Raw genomic sequence first — 14,456 nt, 5'->3', positions numbered from 1 at the left:
CGAGTTTGTCGTCACCGATGAACACATCGATTGTCTCAGCAGTTCTAGCGCTGGCGCTCGCCACACCCGCGGCCGCCCAGCCCGCCGATCCCGCGGCCGCGCCGGGCCGAGGGCACTCCGCCGCGCCGCTGACCTGGGAGGAGTGCGGCATCAACGGGCTGCCCAACCTGCGCCGCAACCCCACCGCCGCCGAGCTGCGCTGCCGCTTCGGCGGGCGGGGGCCGGGGGAGTTCGGGCTGCTGTCGTACCTGGACGTGCCCGTCTACCGCCCGGCGACGCCGCTGCCGGGAACGCACACCGTGGGCGTGCCCGGCATGCCCCACCCCGCCCCGGGCGAAAGCCACGAGCAGTGGGAGTGGCGGGTGCTGCGCACCACCTACGGCCCGTCCGTGCGCAACGTGCACAACGACCTGGCACAGCTGGACCCGGTGTTCATGTCGATGATCCGCCGCTTCGAGCGCGAGCTTGCGTCCCGCGGGGTGCGCGCGCGGCGGCGCGAGACGTACCGCACGGCGGAGCGGCAGGCGTGGCTGTTTCAGCAGGGGCGGTCGCGCTCCGGGCCGTTCGCCACCACCACGCTGACCTCGTGGCACAGCCGCGTGGACCGGCTGGGGCGCCCCGCGGCCCGCGCCGCCGACTACGACGTGTCCGGGGCCAGCCTGCCGCGCTTTCACGCCATCGCCGCCGAGATCGGGCTGCAGAGCTACGGCGCCGACAGCAACGACCCCGGCCACGTGTACCTGCCCGACACCGACGCCGCCGTGGGGCTGGAGCTGGCCGTGCTGCGCACCCTTCCGCGGGTGATGCACGTTACGCTGGCGACCGGCCGGCCCGAGGGCGAGTGGCAGTCCCCCAGCGCGCTGGAGCACTGGCGCCGCCGCACCCGCGACTTCATCTCGCAGCCCGTGCCCTTCTATCCGACGGTTCAGCCCCCCATCATCCCCATCCGCGAACGCCTGCCGGTGGGGCGGAGGCTGTAGGCTGCCCAGAGGAGCGGTCATGTCGGGCGCCTACGACCGCTCCGTTCAACCTGTTGAGCCCGGGAACGAACTCATGCCTGACCGGCTGGTGATGCACCTGCGGCTCACGCTGCTGGCCGTGGGCCTCAGCTCGGCCGCCTGCGGGACGGCGCTGACGGCGCAAGGCGGCGGCCCGGCGGGCCGCAATGCCGGCGCGCTTGCCGCGGTCGCGCAGGTGATGGCGCTGAGGCGTGACGCGCTGGGCGACCCTCTCCAGTTCGATGCCTGCACCGTCTTCGAAAAGACCGGGCGTCCGAGCGGCTTTCCGGCCGGGCTGCCTCCCGGCCTGGTCCCGCTTCTGGACCGCACCGGGTCGGATCCATGCGCCGCCGCGCAACCGGACTCCGCGGCCAGGTTCCCGCGGATCGTGCGGGTAGATTCGGTGACGGTGACGGGTTCGGGCGCCTCCGTGCACCTCTCGATCAAGCGCGGGGAATGGAGCTACAACGAGGATTACTTCTTCGCCGCGCTTCCCGATGGCCGAGGATGGGGATTCCGGGAGGCCAGGATCACGCATCCGTTCCGGATCACGCCCCCGCCCCCGAGATAAACGATTGCCGTAGCGGAGAAAGACGCCCAGGCGAATGAATTCGCGGCTGGGAAAACGCGATGTCCGCCTTCGCGGACGGTATTGCGTGATCGTCCGAGCAGTTGAAGCCCCGCGCGGTTTGCGGGGCTTTTCGCGGTTCCAGCGGCGGCTTTAGCCGCTCACGCGAGGCGGGTCGCTCCGTGGCTGAAGACCGGCTCCGAGCATCCCGACGCGAGGTCCTTCGGTCGCGCTCCGGGTGTGGCGTGAGGGAAGGCGTGGCGCGGCGCTCCCTCAGGAAGTCAGCGCTGCTGGTTTCGTCTGCAGGTGAAGCCCCGCGCAGTTTGCGGGGCTTTTCGCGGTTCCAGCGGCGGCTTTAGCCGCTCACGCAAGGCGGGTCGCTCCGTGGCTGAAGACCGGCTCCGAGCATGCCGACGCGAGGTCCTTCGGTCGCGCGCCGGGTGTGGCGTGAGAGAAGGCGTGGCGCGGCGCTCCCTCAGGAAGTCAGCGCTTGCCGTTGTTCCTTCTGCAGGTGAAGCCCCGCGCAGTTTGCGGGGCTTTCCGCTGTCGTTGCGGCGAGTTCACTCGCTCCCGGAGGAACGAGAGGACATCATCCCCCCTCACCCCCCGCCGCACGGATACAGGTACGCGACGGAGCTCACCCACTCCACGGCCAGGCATTCGATGGGCGAGGCGGCGTAGAAGCGCAGCGAACTGCGTGAGCTGGTGGGCTCGCGGCGGGAAAGCTCCGGCGGCCAGTCGCCCTTCCACGAGGGCGGCGTAAAGCGGCCGGTGCGCGCCTGGCCAAAGGTGAGCACGCGCATCCCCTCCACCATGCGCTGCGCGTCCGCCGGCGGCACCTGAAAGCGCATCCACCGCGCGCCGCCCTCCTCGGCCACGGCCGTAAAGGTGTGCGCCGTGCCGGGAACGTACGGCGGAAGCGCCAGGGCGCGCGCGGCCTCGGCGTGGGTGGCGTAGGCCTGCGTGTCCCCGCCGCCGCAGGCCAGGGCCGCCGCGCCGGCCGCGCACAGCAGCGCCGCGCGAAACAATCGGTGCATCGTCGTCATCCTCACAGGCGAATCTGGGCGCCCAGCTCCACCACGCGGTTGGCGGGCAGGCCAAAGAACGCGGTGGCCGGGCGCGCGTTGCGCGACATCAGCGCGAACAGGCGCTCCCGCCAGGGCGCCATCCCCCGCTCCTTCGACGGGATCAGCGTCTCGCGGCCCAGAAAGTAGCTGGTGCGGCCGGGGCTCAGGTCCAGCCCCTCCACCGCCACCGCGGCCAGCGCCTCGGGCACGTCCGGCTCTTCCATGAACCCGTAGTGCAGGACAATCCGGTAAAACCCGTGCCCCAGCTCCGTCACCTGCAGCCGCTCCCCCGGCTCCGCGTGCGGCACCTCTTCCGTCATCACCGAAAGGAAGATGGTGTGCTGGTGCAGCACCTTGTAGTGCTTCAGGCTGTGCAGCAGCGCGGGAGGCGTGCCCGTGGGATTGCCGTACATGAACACGGCCGTCCCCGGCACGCGGTGCGGCGGCCGCGCGGCCACGTCGTCCAGGAACAGCTCGATGGGCAGCGTCTGCGCGCCCAGCCGGTCGGCCAGGATGCGGCGCCCCGTCTTCCAGGTGGACATCAGGGTGAACACCGCCGCCCCGATCACCAGCGGTACCCAGCCGCCCGCGGGAATCTTGACGATGTTGGCGCCCCAGAACGCCAGGTCCACCACCAGAAAGAACCCGCTGAAGCCCAGCGACGCCCACAGCGGCCAGCGCCACCGCTCCCGCTCCACCGTGAACAGCAGCAGGGTGGTGATCACCATCGTGGTCGTCACCGCCACGCCGTACGCCGCCGCCACGTTCGTCGTCGTGCGGAATCCCAGCACCAGCACCACGCAGGCGATCATCATCGCCCAGTTCACCTGGGGAATGTAAATCTGCCCCCGCTCGCGCGCCGAGGTGTGCTCGATCTGCACGCGGGGAATGTATCCCAGTTGCACCGCCTGCATCGTCAGCGAGAATGCGCCGGTGATGAGCGCCTGCGACGCGATGACCGCCGCCATCGTGGCGATCACCACCACGGGATACAGCGCCCAGCGCGGCATCATGTGAAAGAAGGGGTTTTCCGCCGCCTCGGGGTGGTGGATGAGCAGCGCGCCCTGGCCAAAGTAGTTCAGCAGCAGCGCCGGCAGCACCACGCAATACCACGCCATGCGGATGGGCCGCCGCCCGAAGTGCCCCATGTCGGCGTACAGCGCCTCGCCGCCGGTCACCACCAGGAACACGGAGCCCAGGACCAGAAAGCCTCTCCATCCATTGTCGATGAAGAAGCGCGCCCCGTACAGCGGGTTCACCGCCGCGAACACGTGCGGATCGCGGGCGATGTTGACGATGCCCAGCACCGCGATGGTGACGAACCACACCAGCGTCACCGGGCCAAAGACCCTGCCGATGGTGGCCGTCCCCCGGCTCTGCACGGCGAACAGCCCCACCAGGATGGCGATGGTGATGGGGACGATGTACGGCTCCAGCAGCGGCGTGGCCACCTTGAGCCCCTCCACCGCGCCCAGCACGGAGATGACGGGGGTGATCATCCCGTCTCCGTACAGCAGCGCCGTGCCGAACAGCCCCAGCATGATGAGCACCCAGCGCGGGTTGCGCTTCAGCGCGCCGATCGGCGTCACCAGCGAGGTGAGCGCCAGGATGCCGCCCTCGCCGCGGTTGTCGGCGCGCAGCACGAAGATGCCGTACTTGATGGAGATCACCAGCACCAGCGCCCAGAACACCAGCGACAGCACCCCCAGCACGTTGGCGCGCGTGGGGAGCAGCTCGTGCGTGTGGTGAAACGATTCGCGCATGGCGTACAGCACGCTGGTGCCGATGTCGCCGTACACCACCCCCAGCGCCGCCAGCGACAGCGACGCCAGGTAGCGTCCCCGCGGCCCGTCCTTTCCCTGCTGCTCCGTGCTCACCCCGCGCTCCGTTGCTCTCGTCCCCGCAACACCCGGAAGCTGGGCAATCTGCGGAACGATCCGTCAACGCCGCACAAAGAACGGGTGGGATGACGTTAAGAAGTCACAAAGAAACGATGGATCAGGCAGAGACACGGGAGCGCAGAGAGAAACGCTCCTTTCCGCGCATCTGCGTCTCTGCGTGATCCCAGATCCTGAAAAAAGAATAATCGTACAGAGGAACAGAATCAGACAGAGAAAGCGAGCTGAGAGATCATCTTGCCTCTGTCTGACTCTGTTCCTCTGTATCCATAAAGGTGTTGTTTTCCCGGATTCGGCATGCGGCCCCTGTCAGGTGGAAATGCCCGAGGGGACGTCGGCCGCGGGGAGGGAGAAGATGAACACGCTGCCGCCGCCGGGGCGGGGCGCGTAGCTCAGCGCGCCGCCCTGCGCTTCGGCAAGGCGGCGGGCGATGGAGAGGCCCAGCCCCGCGCCGCCCGCGTCCGGCGGGGCGCCGGGCGAGCGGTAGAAGGGGGCGAACACGTGCTCGGCCTCGGACGGGGGGATGCCCGCGCCCCGGTCGGCCACCTCGAAGAGCAGCAGGCCGCCGTCGCGGCGGGCGGCAAGGTCCACGGGGGTGCCGGGGGGCGCGTACTTGTGCGCGTTCTCCAGCAGGTTGGCCAGCACCCGCAGCGAGTGCACGAAGTCGAAGCGCCCCACCAGCACCGGCTCGCCCGGCTCCACCCGCGCCCGCACCTCGCGCCCCGCCAGCGAGCCCGAAACGCGCTGCAGCGCCGCCCCCACCAGGTCCTCCGCGGCCACGGTTTCGGCTGCGATCCGCAGCTCCCCCGCGTTCAGCCGCGACAGGTCCAGCAGGTCGGCCACGAAGCGGTTCAGCCGGTCGGCCTCCTCTTCGATCACCACCGCGCGGTCGTCGCCGTCGTCCCGCATCTCGCGGGCGAGCGCCTTGATGGTGGTGAGCGGCGTGCGCAGGTCGTGCGAGACGGAGGCGATCAGCGCGTCCTTCAGCCGGTCCGCCTCGCGCAGCGCCTCCGCGTGCCGCGCCTGCCCCTCCAGCCGCACCCGCTCCGCCCCCAGCGCCGCGTAGTACGCCAGCGCCGAAAAGAAGCGCCGCTCCCCCGCGTCCAGCGCCAGCCCGCCGCCGCGCGCGATGCGCAGCACCCCCACCGTCCGCTCGCGCACCCGCAGCGGCAGGGAGAGCGCCTCCATCTCCGGCAGGTGCGGAAGCTCGGCCGCCGCGCTGGGGAGCAGGCGCAGCGACCCGTCCACCCGCTCCACCACCCCCGTCCCCCGCTCCACCGCGAGCGCCGCGCCCGGCTGCCGCGCCAGCCCGTCCGCGTCGTCGGGGAGGTGGATGTCGCACGCGTCCAGCCGCAGCGTGCCGCGGATGACGGCGGCGATGGCGTGCAGCGCGTCTTCCGCGCGCCCCGCGTTCAGCGTCTCGGCGCCCAGGGCCGACAGGCGGTTCACCTCGTCCGCGCGGCGGCGCGCCTCGTCGGCCTCCACGCGCACGCGGTGGATGAGCTGCGCGGCCACCACCGCCACGACCAGGTAGGCGAACAGGACCAGCCAGTCGCGCCGGTCGGCGACGGTGAGCGTGTTGTAGGGGGCGACGAAGAAGAAGTTGAAGCAGAGAAACGAGAGCAGGGCCAGGACGATGCCGCGTGCCGCCGTGCCGCGCACGCCGGCCGCCAGCACCAGCAGCAGGTAGGTCAGGGCGACGTGGGCCTCGTCCAGCTGCGCGCGCACCGCCCACAGCCCCGCCGTGAGCACCGCCAGCGCCGCGCACCACGCCACCCACGCGCCTGCGTCGTTCCGTGCGGCCTTCATGCGATCGAAAAGATGGGGTCTCACACAGAGTCAACAGAGTTGGTCTGGAGCGAGGAGAAGACCTCAGCCGATCCGTCCATATTCAATTGATGGCAGGTGCCCCTCGGAAGGAGATCGGAATGGCGGCACGAGCAAACTCTGTTGACTCTGCTGACTCTGTGTGAGGCCATTCCCTGGAGCTCACGGACGGCACGAGCCTCAGTCCAGCGCGCGGAACCGATAGCCCACGCCCGGCTCGGTAACAATGAGCACGGGACGAACGGGATCGCGCTCGATCTTGCGGCGCAGGTTGGCCACGTGCACCCGCAGGTACGCCTGCGGATCGCCCGGCGAGCGCCCCCACACCGCGCGAAAGATCTGGTCGTGCGTCAGCGTGCGCCCCGCCTGCCCCACGAACGCCCGCAGCAGGTCCCACTCCGTGGGCGTAAGGTGGATCTCGGCCCCGTCACGCGACACGAAACGGCGCGCGGTGTCCACCGTAAGCCCGTCCGCCGCCACCGGGCCCGCGTCGCCGGGACGCGCGGCGGTGCGGGCGCGGCGCAGTTGGGCGCGCACGCGGGCCTGCAGCTCGGCCGTGCTGAACGGCTTGGTGACGTAGTCGTCGGCCCCCGCGTCCAGCATCGCCACCTTCTCCGCTTCCGAATGCCGGGCGGAAAGGACCACGATGGGCACGCTGGACCACTTGCGGATCTCGCGGCACACGCTGGCCCCGGCGGCGTCGGGGAGGCCGAGATCGAGGACGATGAGGTCGGGCCGCTCCGCCGCCGCCAGGTCGATCCCCGCCTGCCCCGCCGCCGCCTCGAGCACGCGCACCGCCTCGCCGGCCAGCGCGTTGCGCACCACCCGGCGAATCTGCGGCTCGTCGTCGATCACCAGGATGGTGGACCCGGGCATCGGCATCGTATCGATCGACCGAAAACCGGGTCTAGTTGCCGCCGCCCACCACGTTCACGGCCGCGACCACCGAGGCCACGGCGGCCACCAGCCCGGCCGCCAATCCCACGTAGTCGCGCCAGCTGGCGCCGCGGCGGGTGACGCGGATCTGGTCGCCGGAGCGAATGCGCATCTCGGCCACCTCGGGCGACGGGTTGCGCAGGTCCAGCAGGATCTCGCGGCCGCCGCGCATCAGCCGCACCTGGTCCAGCCGCCCGAACTCCGCCACCCCGCCCGCCGCCGCCACCGCCTGCCCGATGGTGGTCTCGGGCGGCAGGCTGTACAGGTTGGGAAGCCGCACCTCGCCCGTGACCCCCACGCGGTACAGGTAGTCGAAGACGAACTGCGGGTCGTTCTCGTACCGCAGCAGCACCTGCCGGATCTGCTCGCGCACCTGCTCGCGCGTGCGCCCCACCACGCGCACCTCGCTGAGCAGCGGGTGCAGGATGGTGCCGTCGGGGGCGATGGGGTACTCGCCGGTGAACTCCGCCTGCCGCCACACCGCCAGGCGAATGGCGTCGGCGGGGCGGACGGCGGTGGTGGTGTCCTGCGCGGCGGCGGGCGCGGCGAACAGGGCCAGCAGAAGCGTCAGCAGGATTCGGCGCATGGAACGGCCACGGTGCGGGTGGTGGATGGGACGGCCTGCGGCGGCGCTGCAACGTCCGGCGCCCTTCCCTGCAACGTACGGCCCAGCCCGGCGGGCTGTCCACCGCGGCGCACGCACGGACGCGCGGCGTGTATCAGGCTTGTGCAGACGCCCCGGCCGGTCCATATTCCAGCAAGTTCTGCCTCCATGCCGATTTGCGGCCTTCCGGCCGCCCCCGGATCCGGTCCGCTCCCGCTCATCCCGGCCCCGCGACGCACGCCCATGGCTCACACGCGCCTCATCGTCCCGCTGGCCCTTGCCCTGCTCGCCGCGGCACCGGTGGCCGCGCAGCCGCAGGGCGGCGCCGCGGCGACCGACCCGTGCACGGGCCAGCCCGTAGCCACGCCCTCGCCGCCCGACCCGGTGTCTCCCGCACCGCCGACAGCCGTCCCGATCCTCATCAAGGGGGACGAGGCCGTGCAGGGGCCGGTGTGCCGCTACGCGGGCTCGTCGTTTCCGCTGAGCGGCGCGCTCGCCGCGGCCGACACGGTGCCCGTGGACCGGCGCAGGGCGCGGCGCAACCGCGAGGCCATGGGGCTGGGCGTAAGCGAGCGGGGCGACCAGGTGCGGCTGGGGCCCGCGGCCAGCGTGTCCATCCCCACCGCGCTGGGCGTGGACGCGGGCGAGCTGTTCTTCGGCATCGCCTACCAGGGGCGCACCCGCTACACCACCGAGGACGACGCCGCGGCGGTGCTGGGCGTGGGCATCGGCACGCGGCGCGTGGTGGCGCTGGAGGCCGCGCTCACCACCTACAGCACCCTGCGCGGCGGCGGCCCGCTGGAAACCGGCGGGGTAAGCCTGAAGCTGCACCGCGCCATGGGCGGCCAGACCAGCGTGGCGGTGGGGGTGGAGAACGCCCTGCTGTGGGGCGGCAGCGACGGCGACCCCAGCGTGTACGCCGTGGCCAGCCGCATGCTGAGCCTGCGCGGCGACCCGTCGGCCCCGTTCAGCACCGCCGTGGCGACCCTCGGCGTGGGCAACGGCCGCTTTCGCTTCGAGGAGGACGACGCCGCGGACCGCCAGACGGTGAACGTCTTTGGCGGCCTGGGGGTTCGCGTGGCCGGCCCGCTCTCGCTGGTGGCCGACTGGACGGGGCAGGACCTGAACGCCGCCGCCTCCGTTACGCCGTTCCCCCGCTTTCCGCTGGTGCTCACCGCGGGGATGGTGGATCTTACGGGCAGCGCCGGCGACGGCGCGCGCTTCATCGTTTCGCTGGGCTACGGCCTGGCGTTCCGGCAGCCCTTCTAACCCCGGAAAGCCGGATGCAGATGAAAAACAGCCTTGCCGCGGCCCTTTCGCTGGCCGCCCTGCTCGCCGCCGCGCCCGCCGCCGCGCAGTCCGACAACACCGGGCCGGTCATCACCGGCAGCGAGGTGGCCCGCACCCCGGCCGTGCCCACCCGCGACCTCGAGGGCGCGCTCTTCCGCAACGCCGGCGGCCGCACGGCCTTCCGCTCGCGCGCCATCGCCGACGCGGTGACGGGCGAGACGGCCACCGTCTGCACCGGCGGGCTGGAGCGGCCGGAGCACTGGCCGCGGGCGCTGGAGCTGGATCCCGCGGGGGAGTGCGTCGCCTGCACCCTGCTGCGCCGGCCGGGGCTGGAAAGCGCCGAAGCGCAGGCCGCGCTGCGGGCCCTGCGCGGCGGCGCCCCGGGCCGCCCGGGCGACCCGGCCGAGGTGCTGGTGGCCGCGCTGGCCGGGCTCGCCGACGAGCGGCCGGGGTTCGTGGACGAGCGCGGGCGCTACGTGGACGGCGCCCGCTGGGAGGCCGCCATCGTGGCCTACGAGGCGTACATGGAGTCTGCCCCCGACGCGCTGCTGGACTCGCCGCCCCCCGTGCTGGTGGCCATCGCCATCATCATGGACCGGCTGGTGGACGCCGGCCTGGCCGCCGCCGAGCGGTGAAGTTCGCGGACCCGCCGCGCCTGGACGCGGAGACGCGCGTGGTGGCGGCGCCCGACCAGGTGTCGTGCGAGCTGGACGGCGAGGCGGTGATCCTGAGCCTGGACCAGGGCGTGTACTACGGCCTGAACACCGTGGGCGCCTTTGCCTGGACGCTGCTGGAGCACCCCCGCACCGTGGCCGAGCTGCGCGACGCGGTCGTGGAGGCGTACGAGGTGGACGCCCCCACGGCCGAGCGCGACCTGCTGGAGCTGCTGGCCGACATGGCCGCCCGCGGGCTGGTGCAGGTCCACCCCGCGGAGTGATCCGCACCCCTCCCCGCATCGCACCCCCTCCCCGCGCAGCGTGAGCGGCATCGCCGGCATCGTGGCCCTGGACGGCGCCCCCGTGGACGCCGGCCTCCTGGACCGGATGACCGGCTCGCTTGCGTCCCACGCCCCCGACGGCACGTCAGTCCGGGCGTTGGGGCCGATCGGTCTCGTCCACGCCCTCCTGCGCACCGGCGACGTGGGGGAAGACGTCCCCCAGCCGCTTTCCCTGGACGGCACCACCTGGATCGTGGCCGACGCGCGCATCGACGGGCGCGCGGAGCTGGTGCGCGAGCTGCGCGCCGGCGGCATCCACGCGTCCATCGACGCGCCCGCGGCGGAGCTCATCCTCCACGCCCTGCGCCTGTGGGGCGACGACGCGCCGAGCCACCTGCTGGGCGACTACGCCTTCGCGGCCTGGGACGCGGAGCGGCGGCGCCTGTTCTGCGCGCGCGATCCCTTTGGCGTAAAGCCCCTCTACTACGCGCACACCTGCCGCGCCTTCGTCTTTTCCACCTCCCTCGACTGCATCCGCCGCTATCCCCCGCTCTCCGGCGAGCTGGAGCTGGAGGAGGAGTGGATCGCCGACTTCCTGCTGCACGGCCGGCCGCACGAGACGGACCTCACCGTCTACCAGGCCATCCGCCAGGTCCTGCCCGGCGGCCGGCTGGTGCACCAGGACGGCCGGTCCAATGCGGGCCCTTGGTGGCGGCTGCCCACGGAGGCCGAGCCGCTGCGGCTGCGCGCACCCGGGGAGTACGCGGAGCGCTTCATGGCCACGCTGCGCGAGGCGGTGGCGGACCGGCTGCCGCGGGACCGCGCGGGGATCCTGCTGAGCGGCGGGCGCGACTCCACCGCGCTGGCCGCCACCTGGCGCGACCTAGTGGACCGCGGCGTCCTGTCGACGGAGCTGCGCGGCTACACCGCCCACCACGCGCGGCTGATGCCGGACGACGAGCCGGTGTACGCGCGGATGGCGGCGGACGCGCTGGGCGTTCCGCTGACGCTGCTGGCGGCGGACGACTACGCGCCCTTCGGCCGGTGGGAAACGCCGGAGCTGTACCGGCCGGAGCCCAGCGCCTCGCCGCTGCTGGCCATCGAGGCCGACCAGCTGCGCCAGGCGGCGGGGCACGCGCGCGTGCTGCTGACCGGCCAGGGCGGCGACGCGCTGCTGCGCGAGTCGCGCTCGCGCCTGGCGCGGCTGTGGGCGGAGGGGCGCGTGGCGCGCGCGGCGTGGGAAGCGGCGCAGTACGCCCGCTGGCACGGCCGCATTCCCCGCCCCGGCGTGCGCACCCTGCGGGCGGAGCGAAGCGGGACGTACCGCGGGACGGCGGAGCTGCCGCGGTGGATCGACCCGGACTTCGCGGCGCGCGAGCGGCTGGAGGAACGGATCCGCCGCTTCAACGCGCGAAAGGGCCCGCCCCACCCCCTGCGGCCGGAGGCGGCGGAGCAGCTGGCGGGGACGCTGTGGCCCTACCTGTTCGCCGCCTGGGACCCGGGATCCACCGGGGTGCCGGTCGAGCTGCGGCACCCGTACTTCGACCTGCGGCTGGTGCGTCTGGCGCTGTCCATCCCCCCGGCCCAGTGGTATAATGACAAGGGGCTGCTGCGGATCGCCATGCGCGGCCGCCTCCCCGCGCCCCTGCTCTCGCGCCCCAAGACGCCCGTGTCCGGAGACCCCATCGCGGTGCGCGCCGCCGCCCTGGGGCCCGGCTGGCTGGGCGGGCGCACCGCCGGTCCGGCGGTGGCGCCGTGGGTGGACCTGTCGCGCGTCCCCCGGCTGACGGGCGGCGCGTCGGACGAGGCGCCGCGCGACCTTTCCGCGGACCTTCGCCCGCTGGCCCTGTCGCTTTGGCTTTCCCGCGCCCCCCGATGAACGCGCCCGCCCGCCCCGCCGCGGAGGCCCGCTGACCGCCGCGCCGGCCGCGGACGGGGCGCCGTCCGCCGCGGATTTTGCCGGGCGCACGCGCTACCGGCTGTACGGGCTGCTGGCGGAAACCGATCGGTCTCTGCCGGGTCTCGCCGCGGTGGCGGAGGAGGGGCCGGCGGAGCTGCGCGTGTGGATGGGGCGCGTCCCCGCGGACGTGTTTCCACCGGGCGCGGCGGAGGAGCCGTGGTACGTGTCGCCGCGCCTGACGCCGGTGGAGGAGCCCACCGTGGTCGTTCACCGGCGCGGGGATGGCGCGTTCCGGCTGCGCTACGCGGACGGCTGCGAGTACCACGTGGACGCGGCGGGGACGGCGGTGGCCTGCACCTGGCCCGCGCACTTCACCGTAGAGGACGCGGCGACGTACCTGCTGGGGCCGGTGCTGGGGCTGGTGCTGCGGCTGCGGGGGCTTCCTTCGCTGCACGCGGGCGCCGTGGCGGTGGACGGCCGGGCGCTCGCCGTCACCGGGCCGGCGGGCGCGGGAAAATCGACCACGACCGCCGCCCTGGCCGCGCGGGGGCATCCCCTGGTGGCGGACGACGTGCTGGCGCTGCGGAGCGATGCAGGCGGAATCGAGGTGCAGCCCGCGTATCCGCACCTGCGGCTGTGGCCCGACGTGCTCCCCGCCCTCTTTGGCCCGGGCGCGGAGCTTCCGCCGCTGACGCCCAACTGGGACAAGCGCTGCCTGCGGATGGACCACGCCTTCCACGCCGCCCCGCTCCCCCTGGACGCCGTGTACGTGCTGGCCGCGCGGCAGGCGGCGGACGCGCCGCGGCTGGAGCCGATGGGGGGAGCGGAAGCCGTGCTGGCGCTGGTGCCCAACGTGTACGTGGGCTGGTTTCCCGACCGGGCGGCGCAGGCGCGCGAGCTGGAGATGCTGGGGCGGCTGGCACGCACCGTTCCCGTGATGCGCGCCGTGCCGCACGCGGACCCGGCGCGGCTGGGGGAGCTGTGCGCGATGATCGAGGCGGACGTACGGGGGCGCCGTGGCTGAGACCTACACCCTGCGCGGCCACGCCGCGATGATCGCGGACCGCGTACGGATGGACGCGTACCAGGCCGCCCTGGAGCGCACCGTGCGCCCCGGCAGCGTGGTGCTGGACATCGGCACGGGGACGGGGCTGATGGCGCTCATGGCGTGCCGGCTGGGCGCCCGCCGCGTCTTTGCCGCCGACCCGGGCGACTCCATCCGCCTGGCGCGCGCGGCGGCCCGGGCCAGCGGCTTCGCGGACCGCATCGAGTTCATCCAGGGCCTCTCGACGCAGATCGAGCTGCCGGAGCGGGCGGACGTGATCGTCTCGGACCTGCGTGGCGTGCTGCCGCTGTTTCAGCACCACGTGGCCTCGCTGGCCGACGCGCGCGACCGGCTGCTGGCGCCCGGCGGCGTGCTCATCCCCCGCATGGACACCCTCTTCGCGGCCCCGGTGCAGGCGGAAAAGGACTACCAGGCCATCGTAGGGCCGTGGGACGACCACGGCCGCGGGTTTGCGCTGGACGCGGCCCGCCGCGCCGCGCTGAACGAGTGGAACAAGACGCACTTCGGCGCGGACGACCTGCTGGCGCCGCCGCGGGTGTGGGCCGTGCTGGACTACCGCACGGAGCGAAATCCCCACGTCCGCGGCACGCTGCGGTGGACGGCGGAGCGCGCGGCGACCGCGCACGGGTTCGCCGTCTGGTTCGACGCGGAGCTGGCGGAGGGGGCGGGCTTCACCACGGGGCCGGACGGAGAAAAGACCATCTACGGGACCGCGTTCTTTCCCTGGCTGGCCCCCGTGCCGCTGGCGGAGGGCGACGTGGTTGAGGTGGAGCTGCAGGCCCGCCTGATCCACGACGAGTACGTGTGGGTGTGGAACACGCGCGTGGAGGGGCCCGACGGAGAAAAGGCGCGCTTCCGCCAGTCCACCTTCCTGGCGCAGCCGGCCACCACGGCGGACCTTCGCAAGCGGGCGCACGACTTCAGGCCCGTGCTGGGAGAGCAGGGCCGCGTGGACCAGCTGGTGCTGGGGATGATGGACGGCGGCGCCACGCTGGAGGAGATCGCGAACGCGCTGCAGCGCCGCTTTCCCGAGCGGTTCCGCGTCTGGGAAGAGGCGCTTTCACGCGCCGGCCAGCTGAGCCAGGCGTACGCGCAGTGACGGGGATGTCCCGACGCCCCCGGGAGGGCGCGCCGGCCTCAGACGCGGCGGATCACGTCTTGAGGTTGGTATTGCCCTGGGTGGCGTCGTTCTTGTTCTTGGATTCCGTCTGCGTCAGCGTAAGCTCCTCGAGGCTGCCATAGACGGCCAGCCGGGGCGGGGCGTACGGACGGCGCGTGCTGTCGGTGCGTTCCATTGTCTTTTCGCCGCGGTGAAACAGGCGGCGCGCCGGCCGGGCGCGGATCTGCCCCGGCGGCGGTCGCCGC

Annotated in this window: 14 protein-coding genes; 8 read left to right on the top strand and 6 right to left on the bottom strand. The window is 72.9% G+C overall.

Annotation, left to right across the window (positions count from 1 at the left end; genetic code table 11):
* Positions 1–17 precede the first annotated feature (17 nt).
* Both VGC13_RS01935 and VGC13_RS01930 read left to right on the top strand, forming a co-directional pair.
* Positions 18–980, top strand: coding sequence for a hypothetical protein (locus tag VGC13_RS01935; protein ID WP_331123504.1), 963 nt, complete (start codon positions 18–20; stop codon positions 978–980).
* A 19-nt stretch (positions 981–999) separates the two neighbouring features.
* Complete coding sequence (locus VGC13_RS01930) at positions 1,000–1,569, top strand: hypothetical protein (protein ID WP_331123503.1); 570 nt, start codon at positions 1,000–1,002, stop codon at positions 1,567–1,569.
* Positions 1,570–2,165: 596 nt separating this feature from the next.
* Here VGC13_RS01930 and VGC13_RS01925 read toward each other — a convergent pair.
* The 5 genes from VGC13_RS01925 to VGC13_RS01905 all read right to left on the bottom strand — a co-directional run bounded on the left by VGC13_RS01925 (position 2,166) and on the right by VGC13_RS01905 (position 7,880).
* On the bottom strand, positions 2,166–2,603 hold the full coding sequence (locus VGC13_RS01925) for a hypothetical protein (RefSeq protein ID WP_331123502.1): 438 nt from the start codon (positions 2,601–2,603) through the stop codon (positions 2,166–2,168).
* 11 nt (positions 2,604–2,614) lie between these two features.
* Positions 2,615–4,510, bottom strand: a complete 1,896-nt coding sequence (locus VGC13_RS01920) for a potassium transporter Kup (protein WP_331123501.1) — start codon at positions 4,508–4,510, stop codon at positions 2,615–2,617.
* A gap of 330 nt (positions 4,511–4,840) precedes the next feature.
* Positions 4,841–6,340, bottom strand: coding sequence for a DUF4118 domain-containing protein (locus VGC13_RS01915; protein ID WP_331123500.1), 1,500 nt, complete (start codon positions 6,338–6,340; stop codon positions 4,841–4,843).
* Positions 6,341–6,538: 198 nt separating this feature from the next.
* Positions 6,539–7,240 (bottom strand): response regulator, encoded by a 702-nt coding sequence (locus tag VGC13_RS01910; protein ID WP_331123499.1) that lies wholly within the window; start codon positions 7,238–7,240, stop codon positions 6,539–6,541.
* Positions 7,241–7,265: 25 nt separating this feature from the next.
* The gene (locus tag VGC13_RS01905) at positions 7,266–7,880 is read right to left on the bottom strand and encodes a polysaccharide biosynthesis/export family protein (RefSeq protein ID WP_331123498.1); all 615 of its coding nucleotides are present in this window, start codon (positions 7,878–7,880) and stop codon (positions 7,266–7,268) included.
* A 261-nt stretch (positions 7,881–8,141) separates the two neighbouring features.
* Here VGC13_RS01905 and VGC13_RS01900 point away from each other — a divergent pair, with 261 nt between their 5' ends.
* The 6 genes from VGC13_RS01900 (at position 8,142) to VGC13_RS01875 (ending at position 14,190) form a co-directional block, all read left to right on the top strand.
* Positions 8,142–9,167: a hypothetical protein gene (locus VGC13_RS01900; RefSeq protein ID WP_331123497.1), complete on the top strand. Its 1,026-nt coding sequence runs from the start codon at positions 8,142–8,144 to the stop codon at positions 9,165–9,167.
* Between the two features lie 14 nt (positions 9,168–9,181).
* Entirely contained in the window at positions 9,182–9,823 is a 642-nt protein-coding gene (locus VGC13_RS01895) for a hypothetical protein (protein ID WP_331123496.1), read from the top strand.
* Positions 9,820–10,125: a PqqD family protein gene (locus VGC13_RS01890; RefSeq protein ID WP_331123495.1), complete on the top strand. Its 306-nt coding sequence runs from the start codon at positions 9,820–9,822 to the stop codon at positions 10,123–10,125. Before VGC13_RS01895 ends, VGC13_RS01890 begins: the two co-directional genes overlap by 4 nt.
* Before the next feature lie 40 nt (positions 10,126–10,165).
* A complete protein-coding gene (locus VGC13_RS01885; RefSeq protein ID WP_331123494.1) occupies positions 10,166–12,004 on the top strand; it encodes an asparagine synthetase B family protein in 1,839 nt (612 codons plus the stop codon).
* Positions 12,005–12,155: 151 nt separating this feature from the next.
* Positions 12,156–13,049, top strand: coding sequence for a hypothetical protein (locus VGC13_RS01880; RefSeq protein ID WP_331123493.1), 894 nt, complete (start codon positions 12,156–12,158; stop codon positions 13,047–13,049).
* Positions 13,042–14,190: a 50S ribosomal protein L11 methyltransferase gene (locus VGC13_RS01875; protein WP_331123492.1), complete on the top strand. Its 1,149-nt coding sequence runs from the start codon at positions 13,042–13,044 to the stop codon at positions 14,188–14,190. The genes VGC13_RS01880 and VGC13_RS01875 overlap by 8 nt, the downstream gene beginning before the upstream one ends.
* 52 nt (positions 14,191–14,242) lie before the next feature.
* On the opposite strand, the gene VGC13_RS01870 is transcribed toward VGC13_RS01875, so the two are convergent.
* Complete coding sequence (locus tag VGC13_RS01870; RefSeq protein WP_331123491.1) at positions 14,243–14,386, bottom strand: hypothetical protein; 144 nt, start codon at positions 14,384–14,386, stop codon at positions 14,243–14,245.
* Positions 14,387–14,456 lie beyond the last annotated feature (70 nt).

This window comes from Longimicrobium sp. (genome assembly GCF_036399255.1).
GTDB lineage: Bacteria > Gemmatimonadota > Gemmatimonadetes > Longimicrobiales > Longimicrobiaceae > Longimicrobium.
Note: the sequence above shows the minus strand (reverse complement) of the source record. Positions and strands in the feature narration are given on the sequence as shown.